General features: G+C 63.2%; 20 protein-coding genes. 19 read left to right on the top strand and 1 reads right to left on the bottom strand.

The window, feature by feature from the left end; all coding sequences use genetic code 11:
- The first annotated feature begins 3 nt into the window (after positions 1-3).
- The 3 genes from gltA to JAB4_RS22070 all read left to right on the top strand — a co-directional run bounded on the left by gltA (position 4) and on the right by JAB4_RS22070 (position 2537).
- Positions 4-1305, top strand: a complete 1302-nt coding sequence (gene gltA, locus JAB4_RS22080) for a citrate synthase (protein WP_034752071.1) — start codon at positions 4-6, stop codon at positions 1303-1305.
- A 123-nt stretch (positions 1306-1428) separates the two neighbouring features.
- Positions 1429-1770 (top strand): helix-turn-helix domain-containing protein, encoded by a 342-nt coding sequence (locus JAB4_RS22075; RefSeq protein WP_070219192.1) that lies wholly within the window; start codon positions 1429-1431, stop codon positions 1768-1770.
- A gap of 224 nt (positions 1771-1994) precedes the next feature.
- The gene (locus JAB4_RS22070; protein ID WP_070219193.1) at positions 1995-2537 is read left to right on the top strand and encodes an NAD(P)H-dependent oxidoreductase; all 543 of its coding nucleotides are present in this window, start codon (positions 1995-1997) and stop codon (positions 2535-2537) included.
- Between the two features lie 16 nt (positions 2538-2553).
- On the opposite strand, the gene JAB4_RS22065 is transcribed toward JAB4_RS22070, so the two are convergent.
- Positions 2554-3009: a hypothetical protein gene (locus JAB4_RS22065; protein ID WP_139143551.1), complete on the bottom strand. Its 456-nt coding sequence runs from the start codon at positions 3007-3009 to the stop codon at positions 2554-2556.
- Positions 3010-3124: 115 nt separating this feature from the next.
- On the opposite strand from JAB4_RS22065, the gene JAB4_RS22060 reads away from it, so the two are divergent.
- From JAB4_RS22060 to rlmD, 16 genes are all read left to right on the top strand, one after another.
- Positions 3125-4099 carry a LysR family transcriptional regulator gene (locus tag JAB4_RS22060; protein ID WP_070219195.1) on the top strand — a complete coding sequence of 325 codons (975 nt, stop codon included), beginning with the start codon at positions 3125-3127 and terminating at the stop codon, positions 4097-4099.
- A gap of 257 nt (positions 4100-4356) precedes the next feature.
- The gene (locus JAB4_RS22055) at positions 4357-7209 is read left to right on the top strand and encodes a 2-oxoglutarate dehydrogenase E1 component (RefSeq protein ID WP_046685725.1); all 2853 of its coding nucleotides are present in this window, start codon (positions 4357-4359) and stop codon (positions 7207-7209) included.
- A 116-nt stretch (positions 7210-7325) separates the two neighbouring features.
- Positions 7326-8582 (top strand): 2-oxoglutarate dehydrogenase complex dihydrolipoyllysine-residue succinyltransferase, encoded by a 1257-nt coding sequence (odhB, locus tag JAB4_RS22050; protein WP_070219196.1) that lies wholly within the window; start codon positions 7326-7328, stop codon positions 8580-8582.
- Positions 8583-8676: 94 nt separating this feature from the next.
- The gene (locus JAB4_RS22045) at positions 8677-9060 is read left to right on the top strand and encodes a PspC domain-containing protein (protein WP_070219197.1); all 384 of its coding nucleotides are present in this window, start codon (positions 8677-8679) and stop codon (positions 9058-9060) included.
- Positions 9050-10480 (top strand): dihydrolipoyl dehydrogenase, encoded by a 1431-nt coding sequence (gene lpdA, locus JAB4_RS22040; protein WP_070219198.1) that lies wholly within the window; start codon positions 9050-9052, stop codon positions 10478-10480. Before JAB4_RS22045 ends, lpdA begins: the two co-directional genes overlap by 11 nt.
- A 70-nt stretch (positions 10481-10550) precedes the next feature.
- Positions 10551-11648 carry a cell division protein ZapE gene (zapE, locus tag JAB4_RS22035; protein ID WP_070219199.1) on the top strand — a complete coding sequence of 366 codons (1098 nt, stop codon included), beginning with the start codon at positions 10551-10553 and terminating at the stop codon, positions 11646-11648.
- A 16-nt stretch (positions 11649-11664) separates the two neighbouring features.
- Entirely contained in the window at positions 11665-12384 is a 720-nt protein-coding gene (locus tag JAB4_RS22030; protein WP_071650167.1) for a hypothetical protein, read from the top strand.
- 133 nt (positions 12385-12517) lie between these two features.
- Positions 12518-12718, top strand: a complete 201-nt coding sequence (locus JAB4_RS22025) for a DUF465 domain-containing protein (protein ID WP_034752051.1) — start codon at positions 12518-12520, stop codon at positions 12716-12718.
- 94 nt (positions 12719-12812) lie between these two features.
- Positions 12813-14816 (top strand): ATP-dependent DNA helicase, encoded by a 2004-nt coding sequence (locus JAB4_RS22020; RefSeq protein ID WP_070219213.1) that lies wholly within the window; start codon positions 12813-12815, stop codon positions 14814-14816.
- 269 nt (positions 14817-15085) lie between these two features.
- On the top strand, positions 15086-15691 hold the full coding sequence (locus JAB4_RS22015; protein WP_070219201.1) for a toll/interleukin-1 receptor domain-containing protein: 606 nt from the start codon (positions 15086-15088) through the stop codon (positions 15689-15691).
- 19 nt (positions 15692-15710) lie between these two features.
- On the top strand, positions 15711-18191 hold the full coding sequence (locus JAB4_RS22010; RefSeq protein ID WP_071653872.1) for a tetratricopeptide repeat protein: 2481 nt from the start codon (positions 15711-15713) through the stop codon (positions 18189-18191).
- Positions 18192-18285: 94 nt separating this feature from the next.
- Complete coding sequence (surE, locus tag JAB4_RS22005; protein ID WP_070219202.1) at positions 18286-19023, top strand: 5'/3'-nucleotidase SurE; 738 nt, start codon at positions 18286-18288, stop codon at positions 19021-19023.
- A gap of 9 nt (positions 19024-19032) precedes the next feature.
- A complete protein-coding gene (locus JAB4_RS22000) occupies positions 19033-19923 on the top strand; it encodes a protein-L-isoaspartate(D-aspartate) O-methyltransferase (protein WP_070219203.1) in 891 nt (296 codons plus the stop codon).
- Positions 19924-19965: 42 nt separating this feature from the next.
- Positions 19966-20883: a peptidoglycan DD-metalloendopeptidase family protein gene (locus JAB4_RS21995; RefSeq protein WP_083286948.1), complete on the top strand. Its 918-nt coding sequence runs from the start codon at positions 19966-19968 to the stop codon at positions 20881-20883.
- Positions 20884-20891: 8 nt separating this feature from the next.
- The gene (rpoS, locus tag JAB4_RS21990) at positions 20892-21923 is read left to right on the top strand and encodes an RNA polymerase sigma factor RpoS (RefSeq protein ID WP_070223369.1); all 1032 of its coding nucleotides are present in this window, start codon (positions 20892-20894) and stop codon (positions 21921-21923) included.
- A 133-nt stretch (positions 21924-22056) separates the two neighbouring features.
- Positions 22057-23400, top strand: coding sequence for a 23S rRNA (uracil(1939)-C(5))-methyltransferase RlmD (rlmD, locus tag JAB4_RS21985; protein ID WP_070223371.1), 1344 nt, complete (start codon positions 22057-22059; stop codon positions 23398-23400).
- Positions 23401-23489: the final 89 nt, after the last annotated feature.

The raw sequence follows: 23489 nt of genomic DNA, 5'->3' as shown, positions 1-23489 counted from the left end.
CCCATGAATATCTCTGACACAAAAGCTACCCTGTCGTTCTCCGATGGCAGCCCATCGCTTGAATTTCCAATCTACAAAGGCACGGTTGGCCCGGACGTCATCGACATCCGCAAACTGTACGCCGGTAGCGGCAAGTTCACCTACGACCCAGGCTTTATGTCGACGGCCGCCTGCAACTCGTCGATCACCTACATCGACGGCGACAAGGGCGAGCTGCTGTACCGTGGTTACCCGATCGAGCAGTTGGCCGTCAACGCCGACTTCATGGAATCGTGCTACCTGCTGCTGAACGGCGAACTGCCGAACGCGGCGCAGAAAGCCAAGTTCGTCGACACCGTCACCAAGCACACGATGGTGCACGAACAGATGCAATTCTTCTTCCGCGGCTTCCGCCGCGACGCGCATCCGATGTCGGTCCTGGTGGGCACCGTCGGCGCGCTGGCATCGTTCTACCATGACTCGCTGGACATCAACGACCCGCGTCACCGCGAAGTGTCGGCCATCCGCCTGATCGCGAAGATGCCAACCCTGGTCGCCATGACCTACAAGTACTCGGTCGGCCAGCCGTTCGTGTACCCACGCAACGACCTGTCGTACAGCGCCAACTTCATGCACATGATGTTCGCCAACCCGTGCGAAGAGTACAAGGTCAACGACGTGCTGGTGCGCGCCCTGGACCGCATCCTGATCCTGCATGCGGACCACGAGCAAAACGCATCGACTTCGACCGTCCGTCTGGCCGGTTCGTCGGGCGCCAACCCGTTCGCCTGTATCGCTGCCGGTATCGCCTGCCTGTGGGGCCCTGCCCACGGCGGCGCCAACGAAGCGGCACTCAACATGCTGAAAGAAATCGGCACCGTCGAGAACATCCCTGCCTTCATCGCGCAAGTCAAGGACAAGAACTCGGGCGTCAAGCTGATGGGCTTTGGCCACCGCGTGTACAAGAACTTCGATCCACGCGCCAAGCTGATGCGTGAAACCTGCTACGAAGTGCTGCAAGAACTGGGTCTGCAAGACGATCCGCTGTTCAAGCTGGCGATGGAACTGGAAAAGATTGCGCTGAACGACGAATACTTCGTGTCGCGCAAACTGTACCCGAACGTCGACTTCTACTCGGGCATCGTGCAATCGGCGCTGGGCATCCCTGTGTCGCTGTTCACCGGTATCTTCGCTATGGCCCGTACGATCGGCTGGATCGCCCAGTGGAACGAAATGATCGCCGACCCAGAGCAAAAGATCGGCCGTCCGCGCCAGCTGTTCGTCGGTTCGACCACGCGTGAAGTACTGCCACTGGACAAGCGTTAATCCAGAGCGGTATCGCGCAAACAAAAAACGGGCTTCGGCCCGTTTTTTTATGCGCGTGCTCGACGCAAGCCGGGGCCGCCGGGCTGTTATGCTCGCACTCTGACCAACAGGAAGCACAATGCGATGAATGAAGAAACCTGCGCCCCCAGCGGCGTGGCCCTCGGCGATACTGCATTTGGCTATACCTTGTCGCTGATCGGCGGGAAATACAAGATGCTGATCCTGTACGCGCTGGCGGAAAACAAGGTGCTGCGGCATAACGAACTCAAGCGCCATCTGGGCGGCATCGCCTTCAAGACCCTCAGCGTCGTGCTCAAGGAGCTGGAGGCGGACGCGCTGATCGTCCGCAAGGAGTATCCGCAAGTACCGCCCAAGGTGGAATACTCGCTCTCCAGCAAGGGGGACTCGCTGATCCCTGTGCTGCATACCCTCTGCGAGTGGGGCGAGCGGCACCAGCCGGTCTGATATGGATGCGCATGGCAAGGCGCTTTTTCACAGTCAGGTAACTTACTTTTTGTGTGGTATGGGTAGTTAATGTGCGTACTTGTGAAAAGTACCCAGCATGGCTATGCTGTTTCTGCCCTTGGAGGCGCACGGCCACGTGCGGTGCGCCATGGGGCAGGGCATCGGCTTGCCTGCTTTTTTGAAAGGCGGGGCCGGTGCGTCCCTTTCATTTTCAGGAAAGCAGCATGATGAAAACCCTTGTGATCGTCTTCCATCCCTCCCTCGCCACGTCGGTGGCCAACAAGCGCTGGCTGCAGGAACTGGCGCGGTATCCCGACCGCTATACCATCCACGACGTGCACCAGGCTTATCCGGACGGGCACATCGATGTGGCGCGCGAGCAAGCGCTGGTGGAGTCGCACGCCCACGTGGTCTTGCAGTTCCCCGTGTACTGGTTCAACTGCCCGCCCCTGCTGAAGCGGTGGCTCGACGAGGTGCTGGCGTATGGCTGGGCCTATGGCTCGGGCGGCGACGCCTTCAGGGGCCGCAAGGTGGCGCTGGCCGTCACGGCAGGCATCCGCGAGGAAGACTTCACGCCGCAAGGCAAGTGGCACGTCACCCTGGCGCAGCTGCTGGCGCCGTTCGATGTCACCCTGGCGTATATCGGCGCCGACAATGGCCGCTTCTTCGCCTTCTATGGCGCGGAAGACGGGCCGAAGGAAACGGGCTATGCCGAGCGGCTGGCGCGCAGCGCGCAAGAGTATGAGCGCTTCCTGGCTGCGTTGTAGAACCGGCCGAGCGGCCTCAGTTCAGCGCTGCTTCGAGCTGGCGCAGCGCGACCTGCCGCCCCTCCAGCTGCAGGCTGCTGCCTTCATAGGGCTGGGGCATGACGATGCAGCGCGGCGCATTGTGCTTGAGGATGCCGCCCCAGTGGGCGACCCTGGCGCCGGCCTGGCGGCGGATCGCCTCGACCGTGGCGCCGCTGGCGAGGATGCGGGCTTGCGGAAAGGCTAGCCGCAGCACGCCCAGACCGAAGTACGCTTGCGGTTCGGCCGCGCTGATATAGATGGTGATCAGGCGCTTGCCGCTGGCGGCGATGGTGTGCGCTAACTGCGCCGCATCGTCGCGCAGGAACTGGGCATTGACGAGGATGGCGTCGGCCACGCCGCTCAGCAGCAGCGAAGTGGACGGTGCGCGGCCCAGTACATCGAGCTGGAAGGTTTCCAAGGTACGGGAGGGAAGGGCGGCGCGTGCAAACATATTATTCTTTCTGCATTAGGTGCTCATGTCGCATATTATCCTTTCGACCAGGCGCGACAAATAGGGTAGATTGCAATACTTAGTTGCATGGATCGGATGAATCAAGGAGTAGCGCATGGACCGTATCACCGCCGCACAAGTATTCGTCGCCATCGCCGAGCGGGGCAGCATGGTGGCCGCCAGCGAGGCGCTCGACATGTCGCGCGCCATGGTGACGCGCTACCTGGCCGAAATGGAAGAGTGGGCGGGGGCGCGCCTGTTGCATCGCACCACGCGCCGCCTGAGCCTGACGGATGCGGGCGACGCCACCCTGGCGCGCTGCCGGCAGATGCTGGAAGTGGCCGGCGCCATGGCCGTCACCTCGCCCGAGGGCGTCGACACGCCGCACGGCTTGTTGCGCATCACCTGCTCGCAATCCTTGGCGCAGACGGCGCTCGCTGGCGCAGTGACCGCTTACCTGCGGCGCTACCCGCGCGCCGCCGTCGACCTGCAGATGGAGAACCGCGCCGTCAACCTGGTGGAACAGCGCATCGACCTGGCGATCCGCATCACGAACGCGCTTGAACCGAACCTGATCGCGCGCCAGCTGGCCAGCTGCGCGTCGGTGGTGTGCGCCGCACCATCGTATCTGGCGGCGCACGGCACGCCGCGCCGGGCGCAAGACCTGGCCTTGCACAACTGCCTGACCTATACGTATTTCGGCAAGAGCCTGTGGCAATTTACGCATGACGGGGAAGCGCTCACTGTCCCCGTCAGCGGCCGTTTGTCGGCGAATGAGTCGCTGGTCCTGCTGGTGGCCACGGTGGCGGGGGCGGGCATCGCCATGCAGCCGCGCTATTCGGCCGCGCCGCTGATCGCCAGCGGACAGCTGGTGGAACTGCTGCCCGCTTACGTGCCGCAGGACATGGGCATCTATGGTGTCTACACTTCGCGCCAGCACATGTCGCCGCTGCTGCGCACCATGCTCGACTTCCTGGTCGAGTGGTTTGCCGGCGATCCCGATTGGCTGGCGGCCATCGCGGCGGGGCCGTTGCCGGGCAGACCAGTCGGGCGCAAGCGGCACGCCGGCAGGTCCGCCGATGTGCCGTAAGCACAACAGTGACAGGCTTGCAAGCCCGGGAAAATCAACAACACAGCTTACATTTGCTTGCCAAATAAAATTCAACTTGCAGTTGTTGCGTTACAATACCGCGTGCTATTCTAAATGACGGTATGCAGAATGCTGGTGCAATAAAAAAGCCCTTCCCCACAACTTGATGTGCAATCCGCTAACCGGTCAGGCCGTGTCGCGGAAGGTTAGATTAACCCGCTAATTCCTCGCGAAGCGCGAAGAAAGGTGAGCAATATATGCAGCAATTAACGACCAACTCCTACCTGTTCGGTGGGAATGCTCCGTACGTGGAAGACCTGTACGAGGCGTATCTGAACAATCCAGGCTCGGTACCCGATAACTGGCGTTCCTACTTCGACGCAATGCAGCACGTGCCTGCCGTCGATGGCACCAACAAGCCTGACGTGGCACATGCCTCCGTCGTCGCCTCGTTCGCCGAGCGCGCAAAAGCAGGTCCGATCCGCACAGTGACCGCTTCCTTCGATGCTGAAATGGGCCGCAAGCGCGTCGCCGCCACGCAGCTGATCGCCGCTTACCGCTACCTCGGTTCGCACTGGGCCAACCTGGATCCGCTGCAACGCCAGGAACGTCCGATGATCCCTGAGCTCGAGCCGAGCTTCTACGGTTTCACCGATGCGGACATGGACACCGTGTTCAACATCAGCAATACCTATTTTGGCCCCGAGACCGCCACCCTGCGCGATCTGCTCAACTATCTGCGCGATACCTACACGCGTTCGATCGGCGCCGAATTCATGTACATCTCCGATCCGGCCGAAAAGCGCTGGCTGCAAGAGAAACTGGAATCGATCCGCTCCACCCCGAATTTCACCCCAGAGAAAAAAATCCACATCCTCGACCGCCTGACCGCGGCTGAAGGCCTGGAACGCTATCTGCACACCCGCTACGTGGGCCAGAAGCGCTTCTCCCTGGAAGGCGGCGAAACCTTCATCGCCTCGATGGATGAGACCATCCAGCGCGCCGGCGAAAAAGGCGTGCAGGAAATCGTGATCGGCATGGCCCACCGCGGCCGCCTGAACGTGCTGGTGAACACCCTGGGCAAGGCGCCGCAGGAACTGTTCGAAGAATTCGAAGGCAAGCATGGCGACGACCTGCCAGCCGGCGACGTGAAATACCATCAGGGCTTCTCGTCGGACATCTCCACCGCAGGCGGCCCGGTCCACCTGTCGCTGGCGTTCAACCCGTCGCACCTGGAAATCGTCAACCCTGTGGTCGAAGGTTCCGTCAAGGCCCGCATGGACCGCCGCGGCGACGCGCAGGGCGCGCAAGTGCTGCCTATCCTGGTGCACGGCGATGCCGCTTTCGCCGGCCAGGGCGTGGTCATGGAAACGCTGAATCTGGCGCAAACCCGCGGCTACCATACCGGCGGCACGGTGCATATCGTGATCAACAACCAGATCGGTTTCACCACCTCGGATCCGCGCGATGCCCGCTCGACCCTGTACTGCTCGGACGTCGTCAAGATGATCGAAGCACCGGTCCTGCACATCAACGCCGATGATCCGGAAGCCGTGGTACTGGCGACGCAGATCGCGCTCGACTACCGCATGGAATTCAAGAAGGACATCGTCCTCGACATCATCTGCTACCGCAAGCTTGGCCACAACGAGCAAGATACGCCGGCACTGACGCAGCCGCTGATGTACAAGAAGATCGGCCAGCATCCAGGCACCCGCAAGCTGTACGCGGACAAGCTGGTGGCGCAAGGCGTGATCCCTGCCGATGGCGGCGACAAGATGGTGGCCGCGTTCCGCGACGCCATGGACGCCGGCAAGCACACCGTCGATCCGGTCATCTCGAACTTCAAGAACAAGTACGCCGTCGACTGGCTGCCGTTCCTGAACAAGAAATGGACCGATTCGGCCGACACCGCCGTGCCGATGACGGAACTGAAACGCCTGGCCACCCGCATCACCACCGTGCCGGAAGACTTCAAGGTCCACTCGCTGGTGGAAAAAGTGCTGGGCGACCGTGCCACCATGGGCCGCGGCGAAATGAACCTGGACTGGGGCATGGGCGAACACCTGGCCTACGCATCGCTGGTATCGTCCGGCTACGCCATCCGCCTGACGGGCCAGGATGCCGGCCGCGGCACCTTCGTGCACCGCCACGCCGTGCTGCATGACCAGAACCGCGAGCGTTGGGATGCAGGTACCTACATTCCGCTGCAAAACGTGTCGGACAACCAGGCGCCGTTCACCGTCATCGACTCGGTGCTGTCCGAAGAAGCCGTACTGGCCTTCGAATACGGCTACTCGACCGCTGAACCGAACACCCTGACGATCTGGGAAGCCCAGTTCGGCGACTTCGCCAACGGCGCGCAAGTGGTGATCGACCAATTCATCAGCTCCGGCGAAGTGAAGTGGGGCCGCGCTTCGGGCCTGGTCATGATGCTGCCGCACGGTTACGAAGGCCAGGGTCCTGAGCACTCGTCCGCGCGTCCCGAGCGTTTCCTGCAGCTGTGCGCAGACAACAACATGCAAGTGGTGCAGCCGACGACGGCTTCGCAGATCTTCCATTTGCTGCGCCGCCAGATGGTGCGCCAGTTCCGCAAGCCGCTGGTCATCCTGACGCCGAAGTCGCTGCTGCGCAACAAGGATGCCGGTTCGCCGCTGACCGACCTGGCCAAGGGCGGTTTCCAGACCGTCATCGGCGAAGTCGACGACAAAATCGACGCCAAGAAAGTCAAGCGCGTGGTCGCCTGCTCGGGCAAGGTCTACTACGACCTGGTCAACGCACGCAAGACCCGTGGCCAGACCGACACGGCCATCGTGCGCCTGGAACAGCTGTATCCGTTCCCGCACAAGTCGTTCGCTGCTGAACTGAAGAAGTTCCCGAACCTGGTCGAAGTCGTCTGGGCACAGGACGAGCCGCAAAACCAGGGCGCCTGGTTCCAGATCCAGCACAACATCTTCGAAGGCCTGGAATCGGGTCAGCGTCTGGCCTACGCCGGCCGTCCTGCTTCGGCGTCGCCTGCTGTCGGTTACTATGACAAGCACTACGCCCAGCAAAAAGACCTGCTGGAAACGGCATTCTCGAAGCTGAAAGGTTTTATCCTGACCAAGTAAGTGGCTCGATAAGGGGCGCCATGCGAGTGCATGGCGCCTGCTCGCATACATCATGACGGAGCGCCGCCCTTGCTACGCAGGGCGGCGCCGCAATAACAAAATAAACGGAGTTTTACATGGCACAAATCGAAGTCAAAGTTCCCCAGTTGTCGGAATCGGTTGCGGAAGCGACCCTGCTGGCATGGCACAAGAAAGTCGGCGAAGCAGTCGCGCGCGACGAAAACATGATCGACATCGAAACCGATAAAGTAGTGCTGGAACTGCCGGCGCCGGCCGCTGGCGTGATCGTGCAAATCATCAAGGATAACGGCGCCACCGTCGTTGCCGGCGAAGTCATCGCCATCATCGATACCGACGGCTCGGCCAAGGTCAGCCCGATGGAAGTCTCCGCCGTGCCTGCGCCAGCCCTGGCTGCCGCTGCCCAAGACACCGCCAGCGCTTCGGCGCCAGCTGCTGCGACCAAAGGCGATGTCGCCATGCCTGCCGCCGCCAAGATCCTGTCCGAAAAAGGCCTGTCCGCCGGCGACGTCGCCGGTTCGGGCAAAGACGGCCGCGTGACCAAGGGCGACGCCCTGGCCGCTTCCGCCAAGCCAGCCGTTGCGCCGCTGGCGCCAGCCGCCGCCAAGCCGGCGCTGCAACAAGTTGCCACGCCGTCGGCCGCCAACCTGGGCGACCGCCCTGAAGAGCGCGTGCCGATGAGCCGCCTGCGCGCACGTATCGCCGAGCGCCTGCTGCAATCGCAATCGACGAACGCCATCCTGACCACGTTCAACGAAGTGAACATGCAGCCGGTCATCGACCTGCGCAACAAGTACAAGGACAAGTTCGAGAAAGAGCACGGCGTCAAGCTGGGCTTCATGTCCTTCTTCGTCAAGGCCGCCGTCGCTGCCCTGAAAAAGTACCCGATCATCAACGCTTCCGTTGACGGCAACGACATCGTTTACCACGGCTACTTCGACATCGGTATCGCCGTCGGTTCGCCGCGCGGCCTGGTCGTGCCTATCATCCGCAACGCGGACCAGCTGTCGATCGCCGACATCGAGAAAAAAATCGGTGAATTCGGCGCGAAAGCCAAGGAAGGCAAGCTGACCCTGGACGACCTGACGGGCGGTACGTTCTCGATCTCGAACGGCGGCACCTTCGGCTCCATGCTGTCGACCCCGATCATCAACCCGCCGCAATCGGCCATCCTGGGCGTGCATGCGACCAAGGACCGCGCCGTCGTCGAAAACGGCCAGATCGTGGTGCGTCCGATGAACTACCTGGCCATGTCCTACGACCACCGCATCATCGACGGCCGCGAAGCCGTCCTGGGCCTGGTGGCGATGAAAGAAGCGCTGGAAGATCCTGCACGCCTGCTGCTGGACCTGTAAGCACTGTAGTCCCCCGGCGTAGCCGCCGGGGCAATGTAGCTGATACCCCTTGCCAGAAGACGCAGCTGGCTGATCTCAATGAAAGAGGATTCCTATGAACATCTCTGAAGAAATCAAGCGTCTGCACGAGTTGCACCTGGCGGGCGCCCTGAGCGACGCGGAATTCGCGCAAGCGAAAGCCAAGCTCCTGAGCAATATCAACCTGGACAAGCCGGACAGCACGTCCGGCGCCGGTGCCGCTGCCGGCCCGGCGAACGACCTGGTGCAGGAATTCAACCGCCTGCGCCGTTCGCGCGACGACCGCTGGCTTGGCGGCGTCTGCGGCGGCCTGGGCCGCGCTTCCGGTATGGAAGCGTGGATCTGGCGCCTCGTCTTCGTCCTGTTTACATTGACCTTCGGCTTCGGCGTGGTGATTTACCTTCTATTGTGGATTTTCGTACCAGACGAAGAGATTGGAATAACAAAACATGAGTACTAAACAATTTGACGTAGTTGTCATCGGTGCGGGCCCTGGCGGCTACATCGCCGCCATCCGCGCAGCGCAGCTGGGCTTTTCCGTCGCTTGCGTCGACGAGTGGTCGAACGCCAAGGGCGGCGCCGCTCCTGGCGGTACCTGCACCAACGTCGGCTGCATCCCGTCGAAAGCGCTGCTGCAATCGTCCGAGCATTTCGAACACGCGGGCCACAGCTTCGCCGAGCACGGCATCGACGTCGCCGGCCTGAAGCTGAACCTGGGCCAGATGCTCAAGCGCAAGGACACCGTCGTCAAGCAGAACAACGACGGCATCCTGTACCTGTTCAAGAAGAACAAGATCGCCTTCTTCCACGGCCGTGCCGCTTTCGCTGCCGCCGCCGCTGGCGCGTATGACATCAGCGTGACGGGCGAAGCCAACGAAACCTTGTCGGCCAAGCACGTGGTCATCGCCACGGGTTCGAACGCGCGCGAACTGCCGGGCGCGCCATTCGACGAGAAGCTGATCCTGTCGAACACGGGCGCACTGGCCATCGACGCCGTACCCGCCAAGCTGGGCGTCATCGGCGCCGGCGTGATCGGCCTGGAAATGGGCAGCGTCTGGCGCCGCCTGGGTTCCGACGTCACCGTGCTCGAAGGCCTGCCGGTCTTCCTGGGCGCCGTGGACGAGCAGATCGCCAAGGAAGCGTCGAAACTGTTTACCAAGCAAGGCTTGAAGATCAACCTCGGTTGCAAGATCGGTGCGATCACGCCAGGCAAGAAAGACGTCACCGTGGAATTCGTGGACGCCAAGGGCGAAGCGCAAAAAGCCGTGTTCGACAAGCTGATCATCTCGATCGGCCGCACGCCGAACACGAACGGCCTGGGCGCCGACAAGGTCGGCCTGCAGCTGGACGAGCGCGGCTTCATCGCCGTCGACGGCGACTGCAAGACCAACCTGCCGAACGTGTGGGCGGTGGGCGACGTCGTGCGCGGCCCGATGCTGGCGCACAAGGCCGAAGAAGAAGGCGTTGCCGTGGCCGAGCGTATCGCCGGCCAGCATGGCCACACCAACTTCAACACGATTCCTTGGGTAATCTACACCTCGCCGGAAATCGCGTGGGTCGGCAAGACCGAGCAAACCCTGAAGGCCGAAGGCATCGCCTACAAGGCCGGCACCTTCCCGTTCATGGCCAACGGCCGTGCGCGCGCGCTGGGCGACACCTCGGGCATGGTGAAATTCCTGGCCGATGCGACCACCGATGAAATTCTCGGCGTGCACATCGTCGGCCCGATGGCGTCCGAACTGATTTCCGAAGCCGTCGTGGCGATGGAATTCAAGGCCTCGGCCGAAGACATCGCGCGCATCTGCCACGCTCACCCATCGCTGTCCGAAGCGACCAAGGAAGCGGCACTGGCGGTTGACAAGCGTACCTTGAACTTCTAATTGTAGTTAGTCCAGCAGGGGCGCTCGCGGATTTTTTCCGCCGGCGCCCTTGTGCGTTAAAGCGAATCCCATGAACGTAGAAGAGTTTTACCAGCACGCGTTGCAGAAGCGTGATTTCAAGGCCGACGCCGCCCAGCGGCGCGCGGTCGACCGCCTGCAGCTGTGCTATGACGAGTGGGTGGCCTACAAGGGCCAGCGCTCGAGCACCTTCAAGCGTCTGATCAACCGTCCCGCCGTGCCGAAGGGCGTGTACATGTGGGGCGGGGTGGGGCGCGGCAAATCGTTCCTGATGGACAGTTTTTACTCGGTCGTGCCCCTGGTGCGCAAGACGCGATTGCACTTCCACGAATTCATGCGCGGCGTGCACCAGCAGCTCGATGAATTGAAAGGCGTGGCCGATCCGCTCGACGAGGTGGCCAAGCGCATCGCCAAGAAATACCGCCTCATCTGTTTCGATGAATTCCACGTCTCGGACATCGCCGACGCGATGATCCTGTACAACCTGCTGTCGGCCCTGTTCGCCAATGGCGTGTCCTTCATCATGACCTCGAATTACGACCCCGACCTGCTGTATCCGGACGGCCTGCACCGCGACCGCATGCTGCCGACCATCGCGCTGCTCAAGGACAAGCTCGACGTGATCAACGTCGACGCCGGCGTCGATTACCGCGGCCGTGCGCTGGAGCAGGTGGAGAGTTACTATACGCCGCTGGGCGCGGACACGGACCGGGCCCTGCGCGACGCCTACACGCGCATCGCCGAGACGGCCGACGAAGATGCGCGCATCCGCATCGAAAGCCGCGAAATCCACTGCCTGCGCCGCGCCGGCGGCATCATCTGGTTCGATTTCGCCACCCTGTGCGGCGGGCCCCGCTCGCAAAATGACTACCTGGAAATCGCCAGCCGCTTCCATACGGTGATATTGTCCGGCATACCGGCCATGTCGGCGGCGCAGTCGTCCGAGGCGCGCCGCTTCACCTGGCTGATCGACGTGTTTTATGACCAGAAGGTCAAGCTGATCATGTCGGCCGAAGTGCCGCCTGATGAGCTGTACACGAACGGCATGCTGGCCAACGAGTTTCACCGCACCGTTTCGCGTATCATCGAGATGCAATCGCGCGAATACATGGAAAAAGAACAGCGCGGCGCGGCCGACGCGATCGTTTGAGGCAGGGATAAGGAACATGATGGCAAATACACTATACAAGCTGGGTGCGGCGCTGGGCCTGGTTCTGGCGTTGTCCGCCTGCGCGCACAAGGGTACCGCGGCATTGGATGAGGTCGGCGCACCGCAGGTGCCCGCCACCTTGTCCGTGGAAGAGGCGGACGCCAAGCTGAAGCAGTCGGCCAGCGAGCGCGAAGCGGCGGAAAACGAGTTTGCCGCGCGCGAAATCGAGTGCTACAACAAGTTTTTCGTGAATAATTGCCTCGACAAGGCCAAGGAAAAGCGCCGTCTGATCCTCGTGCGCCTGCGCGCCATCGACGCGGAAGCGAATTATTTCAAGCGCGCCGAGTCCGTGCGCCTGCGCGATATCGACCTGGCCAGGACGCAGGAAAGCGCGCGCCTCGATGCCGAGCAGCGGGCCGCGGCCGTGCCCAAGCCCGTGAAAGTGGTCACGCCCGATCCGGCGCCGCCCAAGCCGCAAGGCAAGAGCGTTGCCGAGCGCGAGGCTGAGCAAGCGGCGAAAGTGGCGAAACAAGCCGCCGACGATGCGGCCGAGGCGCCGCGCCGCGCCGCCCGCGAAGCAGCCTATGCGAAGAAACAGGCTGACGCCGTGGCGCGCCAGAAACGCGTGGCGCAACGCCTGGCCGAGCGCCAGGCCGAGGCCGATGCCAAGGCCGCCAAGGCAGCCGCCGCTGCCAGCGCGCCGGCGGCTGCCGTGCCTGTGCCGCCGGTCAAATAACACCGCCGCGCAGGGGCACGCCGGAAATGGCGTGCCCTAACGCGCGCGGCAGGTTAAACTATGCACCATGGCTGCCTGCGCGCGCCGCGCCGGTTTCCCAACACTGTTACCAACACTGCCTGGAACGCAACACATGAGCGATGCACAGCAAATAGAGCGGCGCCTGATTGAACTCAACGTGGAGCACCGCGACCTCGATGCCGTCATCGAGTTGCTGATACTCGATGGTCACCATGATGAGCTGCAGCTGCGCCGCCTGAAAAAGCGCAAATTGCAATTGAAGGATCACATCACCTTGCTGAAAATGCAGTTGGTGCCCGACGTTCCCGCCTGAGGGGCGCCAGTAGCGTCCAGTCCAGCCTTCACTTAAGTATATTTTGACCGATCACAATTTATTGCCAGTAAACCCGGATGGCCAGCCGACCGATCTGCAAGCCAGTCCGCCGGCCGAACCGCAGGCGGCGCCTGGCAAGCACGATGCCGACATCGAGCGCCTGTTTGGCGCCGGCGGCCCGCTCGGTCCGGCCGTGGGCAGCTACAAGCCGCGCCGTTCGCAAACGGACATGGCCAAGGCCATCGCCAGCGCCATTGACAGCCAGACGACCCTGATCGCCGAGGCGGGCACGGGCACCGGCAAGACCTTCGCCTACCTGGTACCGGCCCTGATGTGGGGCGGCAAGACTATTGTTTCCACCGGCACCAAGAACTTGCAGGATCAATTGTTCCTGCGCGATATCCCCACCGTACGCGCCGCGCTGCAGGCGCCCGTCTCCGTCGCCCTGCTGAAGGGCCGCTCGAACTACGTCTGCCACTATCACCTGGAACGCACGCTGCAGAACGGGCGCATGACCTCGCGCGACGACGTGGGCCATCTGCGCGAAATTTCGCGCTTCATCAAGATGACCAGCTCCGGCGACAAGGCCGAACTGACCAAGGTGCCGGAAAACGCCATGATCTGGAACCTGGTGACGTCCACGCGCGACACCTGCATGGGTGCCGAGTGCCAGTATTACCAGGATTGCTTCGTCATGAAGGCCCGCAAGGAAGCGCAGCAGGCCGACGTGGTGGTGGTCAACCACCATTTGTTCTTTGCCGACGTGGCCCTGAAAGACACGGGCGTGGCGGAATTGCTGCCTTCGGCCAATACCATCATCTTCGATGAGGCGCACCAGCTGCCCGATACGGCCACTTTGTTCTTCGGTAACACAGTGTCGACCTCGCAAATCCTGGAACTGTGCCGCGACGTGCTGGCCGAGGGGCTCGCGCACGCGCGCGGCATCGACTGGGCCAAGACCGTCACCGTGGTGGAAAAGGCGGCGCGCGACCTGCGTTTGACGTTCCCGCAGGATATCGTGCGCCTGTCCCTGCCGCAGATCGCCCCGTCGAGCGACTTTTTCCCCGCGCTCGACACCCTCAAAGATGAGCTTGACGGCATGGTGGCCGTGCTGGAAACGCAGGCGGAACGGGCGGAGACGCTGGAGCAGTGCCGTGTGCGCGGCGTCGAACTGGCGCAGCAGCTGAGCGGCTGGAAGTTTGATCCGAAGGCGAAAGTGGCGGCCGGCGAAGAAGCCGTGTTCTGGGTGGAAGCGTTTTCCAGCTCTTTGCAGTTGCATAAAACGCCATTGTCGATCGCGCCGATCTTCAACAACCAGCGCGAAGGCACGCCGCGCAGCTGGATTTTCACGTCGGCCACCCTGGCCGTGAAGAACGATTTCAAGCATTTTTCCGAACAGATGGGCTTGACGGGCGAACCGTCGCATACGTGGCCGAGTCCGTTCGACTATGGCCAGCAAGGCTTGCTGTTCGTGCCGCAAAACCTGCCGCAACCGAACGCGCTGGGCTACACGGATGCCGTCATCGACTGCGCCCTGCCCATCATCGAGGCGGCGGGCGGGCGCACCTTCTTCCTGTGCACTACCTTGCGCGCCGTCAAGCGGGCCGCCGAGCGCCTGGCCGACGAATTCAAGCAGCGCGGCCTGAACTTTCCCCTGTTCGTGCAGGGAGAAAGGGGCCGCACGGAATTGCTCGATCAGTTCCGCGCGGCCGGCAATGGCGTGCTGATCGGTAGCCAGAGCTTCTGGGAAGGCGTCGACGTGCGCGGCGATGCCTTGTCCCTGGTGATCATCGACAAGCTGCCGTTCGCGCCGCCGGACGACCCGGTGCTGGCCGCGCGCATCGAAGTGATGGAAAAGCAGGGCAAGAATGGCTTCATGCACCACTCGCTGCCGGAAGCCATCATCAACCTGAAGCAGGGCGCGGGCCGGCTGATCCGCGACGAGGGCGACCGGGGCGTGCTGATGATTTGCGATCCGCGCCTCATCTCCAAGCCATACGGCAAGCGCATCTGGCAAAGCCTGCCGCCGTTCAAGCGCACGCGCGACACGGCTGAAGTGGTGGAGTTCTTCCGCAACCTGCCCGCCAAGGGCGCCTAGCCTTGCTTGCCGGCGCCATCCGTGCGCCGGCTTATTTCCCTTTGTTATCAAGCGAGTAGCGTTTTTCGCGCGCTGCGTGCCTGCGCGCCCGGTATGCCAGAAAGCGGCGCGATCACGCCATTTTCTGGCATTGTGACGCGTGTCCAGGACGCCAGACACATCTTTGTGCCAGCGCAAACAGTCTTGTTGCCGGGCAGTCTACAGTGAGCTCATGCCTTGCAGGATGAGGCGCGGCGATGGCAGGGCCGCACGGGGAACAGGGGGATGCCATGGAGATCCGCTACGGCTGTTTCTTGAGTTATGCACACGGCCAATATGCGTTCATGAACAAGTTCAAGAATGACCTCATCGAGGCGCTGGCGTGCTATCTGGAGCCGCACCTCGACCGCGAGGAAGTCCTGTTCATCGACAGCGAGCAACTGGGCGGCGGCGACGATATCGACCAGCGCGTGGCGCGCGCCATGTGCCAGAGCGTCTGCATGATCGTGCTGTACACGCCGAAATATGAAGCGCATGGCTATACGCGGCGCGAATTTGCCGCCATGCAGCTGATCGAACAGGAGCGCCGCGCCTGGTATGAGCTGCCCAGCCACCTGATCATTCCCATCATCATGACGCGCCATCCGGACGGCTTGCCGCCGCAAATCACGGAGTCGGGTCTGTACGTCGATTTTTCCGGCTATACGCTGGCCAGCGGCGACCTGAAGTCGAATCCGCAATACCTGCCCGACATCGAACGCATCGTGCAGCGCATCGCCACGCATTACCACTTGCTCAAGCGGTCAACACCGCCCGGCCACGATTGCAGCCGTTTCGTGTTGCCCGATATTCCACCGGAATGGCGCGCCATTCCGCCTCCCCACTTTCCACGTTAATCACGTAAAAGGTCCCGTCATGGAATGCCAACGCCTCTCCCTGCCACCTTTGAGCGCCCCTGGCGAAGTCGTCACCTTCTATTCCTACAAGGGCGGCACCGGCCGCACCATGGCTCTGTCGAACATCGCCGTCCTGCTGGCGCGCCGTGAAAACGCCAGCGTGCCCGTGCTGATGCTGGACTGGGACATGGAAGCGCCGGGCCTGCACCATTATTTCGAGCAGCACGAGGAGCGGCCGGGCGTGCTCGAGTTCTTCGAGGCGTGCCGCCAGCAGATCGAGCGTATCAGCCTGGAAACGGCGGGCGCGCGCGCTGGCGGGCAGGCCGGTGGGCGCGAAGATGGGGGCCGCGAGGACGCGGCGCTGGCCCAGCGCGTGCTCGACGCCATCGACTGGCAGCAGTACGTGGTGCGCGTCGACCAGGGCAGTCCCCTGTACCTGATGCGCGCGGGGCGCTTCGACGCCAGCTACAGCGAGCGCCTGGCGCAGATGCGCTGGGACCAGCTGTTCGACAGCTGCCCGGCCCTGTTCCGCTGCTTTGCCGATACCCTGGCCCAGCATTTCCGCTATGTGCTCGTCGATTCGCGCACGGGGCGCACCGACAGCGCCGGCATCTGCACCACCTTGCTGCCGAAAAAGCTGGTGGTGGTCTTCACGCCGAACCGGCAAAGCCTGGAAGGCGTCGACGCGCTCGTCACGCGGGCCATCGAGTACCGCCGCAGCCATGAAGATGAACAGCGTCCGCTGCTCGTGTACCCCTTGCCGTCGCGCATAGAAATGGGCGACGGGGCGCAGCGTGCCGAGTGGCGCCGCGGCGACGCACACAAGGGCATCGCCGGTTTTCAGCCCATGTTCGAGCGCCTGCTGCGCACGTCCTACGGCTTGCCGCAGATCGCCCTCGACAGCTATTTCGACGAAGTCCAGCTGCAGCAGACGAAAACCTTTGCCTATGGCGAGCAGCTGGCCGTGCGCATCGACCAGGGCGGCGACCGCTTTTCCCTCACGCGCACCTTCGAAGCCTTTTTGCACTGGCTGACGGGCGGCTATTTCCCCTGGCAGTCGAGCCGCGAAATCGCCTTGCTGGGCGCCATCAGCGAAGCGCGCCAGGCCTTGCAGCTGGAACCGGGCCGCGCCGTGGCCCTGCCGCTGGCGCGCGATCTGGCCCGTCTGGGCGAGCTGTACCGCAAGGATGGACGCAGCGCGCAGGCGCTCGACGCCTTTCGCCAGAGCGTCGAGATCCGCGTGCGCCTGCTGGGCGAGGAGCATCCCGACAGCCTGGCGTGCAAGAGCGGCATGGCACGCCTGCTGCGCCAGCTGGGCAAGCTCGATGAAGCGCGCTTCCTGGAAGAAGACGTGCTCGACGTGCGCGAGCGCGTGCTGGGCAGCGAGCATCCCGATACCCTGGCCGCCCGGGCTTGCCTGGCGAAAACCCTGTTGCTGCAGGGCGAGCTGGCGGCGGCGCTGCTGCTGCAGGATACGGTGCTGGCCACCTATGTGCGCCAGCTGGGCGGCGAGCATCCGCTGACCCTGGAAGCGATGGATGGCCGCGCCGCCACCTTGTTGCGCATGGGCAGGCTGGCGCAGGCGCGGCAATTGCTGGGCACGGTGGTGGCGGCGCGCGAGCGCCTGTTTGGCGCCGAGCATGGCGATACCTTGCGCAGCAAGCTGGCCCTGGCGCAGGCGCTGGGACGCGAAGGCGACCTGGAGGGCGCGCGGCGCCTGCTCGCCGCCGTGCTCGGGGTGCAGGAGCGGCGCCTGGGCGGCGACCATGCGGCCACGCTGTCCACGCGCGACTTGCTGGCCGATATCGTGGCCGGGCAGGGCGACTGGGCCGGCGCGCGCCAGCTGCACGAAGACCAGGTGGCCGCGCGCGAGCGCACGCGCGGGCTCGACCATCCGGAGACCCTGATGAGCCAGCGCAAGCTGGCCGAGGCGCTGCTGCGGCGCGGTGAACTCGATGCGGCGCGCAGCGTGCAGGAGCAGGTGCTGGAAGTGCATGCGCGCCTGCTGGGCGAAGACCACCTCGATACCTTGCACAGCAAGAAGCAACTGGCTGGCACCCTGCAGCAGCAGGGCGACAGCGAGGCGGCGCGCCTGCTGGAAGACGCCGTGCTCAGCGGCAGCGACCGGCTCTTGAATGCGCCCGTCACGGGGCATGCGGACAGCGTGCTCGACGGTGCGCGGCATTTGCAGGAAACCATCCTGGCCGGCCGCGCCAACGAACAGGATGCGGCCGAGCCGGACACCCTGGCCAGCATGATCTCGATGTTGCAAGGCATGATCGAACGGGAACAGTATGCGCAGGCGGGCGAACTGGCCGAACATTTGAAGTCTTGCCTGCTGCGCCCGGGCGTGCCGGGCAAGCTGCGCAGGCGCGGCATGGCGCAGCTGAAAAGAATGTACAAGTTGCAAGGCGACCTGAATGCCTTGCTGGCCTTGCAGGAGGATGAGGTGCAGGCGCTGGAAGGGGCGCTGTCGGAAGCGCGCATCGAGCAGCGCTGAGCTTGCGCGCCAGGTTCGCGCGGCGGCACAAAAAATGCTGCCTATCGGCGTGCGGCATGCGCAGTGTGGGCATTGCTTCAGGTAAAATCTCGTTATGAGAATCCTTATCAGTAACGACGACGGTTACCTGGCGCCAGGCCTGGCGGCCCTGGCCGACGCGCTCGCGCCCATTGCCGACATCGTGGTGGTGGCGCCCGACAGCAACCGTTCGGGCGCGTCCAATTCGCTGTCGCTGGACCGGCCCCTGTCCGTGCACAAGGCCGCCAACGGCTTTTATTTTGTCAACGGCACCCCCACCGACTGCGTGCACGTGGCGTTGACGGGCATGCTCATCGAGCGCCCCGACCTGGTGGTCTCGGGCATCAACAACGGCCCCAACATGGGTGACGACACCCTGTATTCGGGCACCGTGGCCGCCGCCACGGAAGGCTATCTGTTCGGCATTCCCTCCATCGCCTTTTCCCAGTCGCAGTTCGGCTGGGCCAATTTGGACGCGGCTGCCCGCGTGGCGCGGGAAATCGTCGAGCGCCAGTTCGACGCCCTGCAGAAACCGTATTTGCTGAACGTGAATATCCCCGCCATTCCTTACGAGCAATTGCAAGGCATGGCGGCCACGCGCCTGGGCAAGCGCCATTCGGCCGAGCCCGTCATCCGCGCGCTCGACCCGCGTGGCCGTGAAATCTTCTGGATCGGCCCCGCCGGCGCGGCCAAGGAAGGCGGTCCGGGCACGGACTTCCATGCTGTTGAACATGGACAAGTATCGATCACGCCGCTGCAGATCGACCTGACCCATACCACCCAACTCGATGCACTGGCGAAAGGCCTGGCATGACCGCTCACTATGACTGACAAGCCGCGTACCTTCCCCCTTTCCCTCGATTCGCTGGCCGGCAAGCCCGCCAGGCAGGGCGGGGGGCAGTCGCTGGCCCAGTCCAGGATCGCCACGCCGCAGACGGCCACGCAGAATGCGGCGCAAAACGCGGCGCGCGGCGTGGCGCAGCCGTATGGCGCGCACGCGGCCATCGCGCCATCGCGCGCGCAAGCCATCGCCAATGAGCGGGCGCAGCCGGCCGTGGTGTCGCCGCCGCGGCAAAACCCGCTCGTCTCGGAGGCCGTGCGCCGGGCCATGGTGGCGCGCGTGGCGAAGCAGGGCGTCAAGGACCAGGTGGTGCTCGACGCCCTGCAAGCCGTGCCGCGCCACCTGTTCATGGACGAGGCGCTGGCGTCGCAAGCCTACATCGACGCCTCCTTGCCCATCGGCCATCACCAGACCATCTCGCAGCCGTATATCGTCGCGCGCATGATCGAGGTGATGCGCCAGGGCGGCAGCTTGCAGCGCGTGCTGGAAATCGGTACGGGTTGCGGCTACCAGGCGGCGGTGCTGTCGCTGGTGGCGAAGGAGGTGTATTCGATCGAGCGCATCCGGCCCCTGCACGAGCTGGCGAAGGCCAATCTGCGCCCGCTGCGCGTGTCGAATCTGCGCTTGCAGTACGGAGATGGTATGCTTGGCCTGCCGCAGGCGGCGCCCTTCGACGGGATCATCCTTGCCGCAGCCGGCCTGGAAGTCCCGCAAGCCTTGCTGGAACAGCTGGCGCCCGGCGGGCGTCTGGTTGCGCCGGTGGGGGCTAAATTGCAACACTTACAACTCATTACCCGGGTGGGGAAAACGGAATGGACCAGCCAAACCCTGGAAGATTGCCATTTCGTGCCTTTGCGCCCGGGCACCATATGATCCCCGGATCAGCTAGCAAGCAGGACATATAATTACATGCGAATGATTAAGAAAAGTAACATACTTCTATGTAGCATCACCTTGGCCGCGCTGTTGAGCGGTTGCGGCACGACGGGCGTCCAGGCACCCGTCGTTGAGCGCCATCCATCGAGCAGCAGTGCCGCCGCCAGCGATCCGCGCGACCGCGACCCGGCCTATTACACGGTCAAGCGCGGCGACACCCTGTTGCGCATCGCCCTCGAGCACGGCCAGAATTACCGCGACCTGGTGGCCTGGAACGACTTGAGCAACCCGAACGACATCAAGGTCGACCAGGTGTTGCGCGTGCTGCCGCCGACTGGCGACACAGGCGGCGCGCAAACGTCGGCCGTCGTGATGCCGCCGTCGACGGAAATCAAGCCGGCCGCGCCTGCCGTGCCGAAGAAAACGGGCCCGCGCGGCGAGAAGCGCGCGTATTCCGACGCCACCCTGGCCGAGCTGCGCGCCGATGGCGGCAGCGGCGACGCCAAGCCGGCGCCCGCGCCGGCAGCAACTGTCGCCGCCGCACCGGCCGCCGCCGCTGCAGCCCCTGCCGCATCGGCGCCTGGCGACGACAGGATCAGCTGGATGTGGCCTTCCGAAGGCAAGGTCATCGGCACTTTTGACGAAGGCAAGAACAAGGGCGTCGATATCGCCGGCAAGGCCGGCCAGCAAGTGGTGGCCGCAGGCGCGGGAAAAGTCATGTATGCCGGGAGCGGAATCCGTGGTTATGGTAATCTTGTCATCGTGAAGCACAGTAATAGTTTATTGTCGGCATATGCGCATAACCGCAGCATCCTGGTGAAGGAAGGGCAGAACGTCAACAAAGGCCAGGCCATCGCTGAAATGGGCGATTCTGATGCCGACCGCGTGAAGCTGCACTTTGAAATTCGCCAGCAGGGCAAGCCTGTCGACCCTTCGAAATTCCTGCCTAACCGTTAGGTAAAGCAATGACACACGCGCCGCACGATCAGCTGGACGATGACCCGGAACTGCCGGAAGACGGGGCAGACGAAGTCGTGACGGACGATGCCGGCGAGCTCGACGGCATTGACGCCGTCGACGCGGGCGAGGGCGGCGAGGTAGCCAGCGTCAGCGTGGTGGTCGAAAGTGTCGATGAACTGAAAAAGGTGCTGGCGGCCGAGCTGTCGACCGATACCACGCAGCACTATCTGAACCAGATCGGCACGCGGCCCCTGCTGACGGCGGCGCAAGAAGTGCATTACGCCACCCTGGCCAAGCAGGGCAATTTCGAAGCCCGGCAAACCATGATCGAGCACAACCTGCGCCTGGTCGTGTCGATCGCCAAGCATTACATCAACCGCGGCGTGGTCCTGCTCGACATGATCGAGGAGGGCAACATCGGCCTGATGCGCGCCATCGACAAGTTCGAGCCCGAGCGCGGTTTCCGTTTCTCTACCTACGCCACCTGGTGGATACGCCAGAGCATCGAGCGCGCCATCATGAACCAGGCGCGCACGGTGCGCCTGCCCGTGCACATGGTGCGCGAACTGAATCAAATCTTGCGCGGCAAATACCACCTGGAAGCCCAGCACCACGACGGCAAGGATGCCACCGCGGAAGACATCGCCCACCTCGTGGGCCGTCCCGTGGAAGAGGTGCAGGATATCCTGGCCCTGTCCGAGCATGCCACGTCGCTCGACGCGCCGCTCGACAACGATCCGCAGTCGTCCTTGATGGACATGTTGCCCGGCGCCAGCGAAGACAGCCCCGACGCGCGCGCGGAACACCATGAAATGACGGTGCTGGTGCGCGACTGGCTGACCAAGCTGCCCGACAAGCAGCGCGTCGTCATCATGCGCCGTTTCGGCCTCGACAACGACGATCCGGCCACCCTGGAAACCCTGGCCGAGGAAATGGGCGTGACGCGCGAGCGCGTGCGCCAGATCCAGCAGGAAGCGTTGATTAAACTCAAACGGGCTATGGCCGCGCGCGGCGTCGTGCGCGACTCTCTGCTCTAGGACGCCCGGTCCCGGTATTTCCGGGGCTGCATCTGCTATCATACGCCCCGCTCGCGGCGCCTGACCTTTCCCCCATTGTTTGCAAGTTCCAGCGCGGCCCTGCGTCCTGGCCCACTCTTACCTATTGATCGCTATGCAAGAAAATATCATCGAAATCAAATCGCTCGACATGGACGCCCGTGGCGTTGGCCATATTGAGAACGAAGACGGCTCGCCGGGCAAGGTCGTGTTTGTCGAAGGCGCGCTGCCAGGCGAGCGCGTCAGCTTTGTGACGTTCAAGAAGAAGAAAAACTGGGAAATGGCCCGCATGACGGCGCTGCACCGCGAATCGTCCATGCGCGTGACGCCCAAGTGCAAGCATTTCGACAATTGCGGCGGCTGCTCGATGCAGCACCTGGAACCATCAGCGCAGGTGGCGATCAAGCAGCGCGTGCTGGAAGACAACCTGTGGCATATCGGCAAGGTACGTCCGCAAAGCATCATGCGCCCCATGTATGGTCCGACCTGGGGCTACCGCTACCGCGCGCGCCTGTCCGTGCGCCACGTCAAGAAGAAAGATGCCGTGCTGGTGGGCTTCCACGAAAAGAAATCGGCGTTTGTCGCCGACATGGATAGCTGTGAAATCCTGCCGCCGCACATCTCGGCCATGCTGCTGCCGCTGCGCGGCTTGATTGCGTCGCTGTCGATCTTCGACCAGATGCCGCAGATCGAGCTGGCTGTCGGCGAAGATGTCACCGCCATGGTCTTGCGCATCATGGCGCCATTGACGGCGGACGATGAAACGAAATTGAAGGCTTTTGCCGACGAGTACGGCGTGCAATGGTGGCTGCAGGTGAAGGGCCCGGAAACGGCCGTGCCGTTCTATCCGCTGGACAAGCAATTGCACTACCTGCTGCCGGAATTCGGCGTCAAGATGCCGTTCAAGCCTGTTGATTTTACGCAAGTGAACCACCACATCAACCGCGTGCTGGTATCGAAAGCCCTGCGTTTGCTGGAAGTGCAGCCGACCGACCGCGTGGCCGACCTGTTCTGCGGCCTGGGCAATTTTACGTTGCCGCTGGCCACGCAAGGCAGCGAAGTGGTCGGTATTGAAGGCAGCACCACCCTGACGGAGCGGGCGCTGGAAAACGCGCTGGCCAATGGCCTGGCGCAAAAAACCTCGTTCTCGACGCGTAACCTGTTCGAAGTGACGACGGACGACCTGATCGCGCTGGGCCGGTTTGATCGCATCCTCGTCGACCCACCCCGCGATGGCGCCATGGCCCTGTGCCAGGCGCTTGTCGGCCTGTCGCAAGTGCGTCCGGACCTGCTGCCCAAGCGTATCGTGTATGTGTCGTGCAGCCCGTCGACCCTGGCGCGCGACGCCGGCATCCTGGCGCTGGAAGCGGGTTATGTATTGAGCAAGGCGGGCGTGGTGAATATGTTCCCGCATACCTCGCACGTGGAATCCATGGCAGTGTTTGATTTGCCTCAATAATTCTGCCTGGCTCGGCGGGTGGCTTTGCAGGCACCCGCCGCTGCCGTATTCAACGGCGTAGCAAGCAACAGCAATACCACTTACAGCGT

It is taken from the genome of Janthinobacterium sp. HH102, from assembly GCF_001758625.2.
Taxonomy (GTDB): Bacteria; Pseudomonadota; Gammaproteobacteria; order Burkholderiales; family Burkholderiaceae_D; genus Janthinobacterium.
The sequence above is the reverse complement of the archived record's forward strand: the minus strand, read 5'-3'. Positions and strand labels throughout refer to the sequence as shown.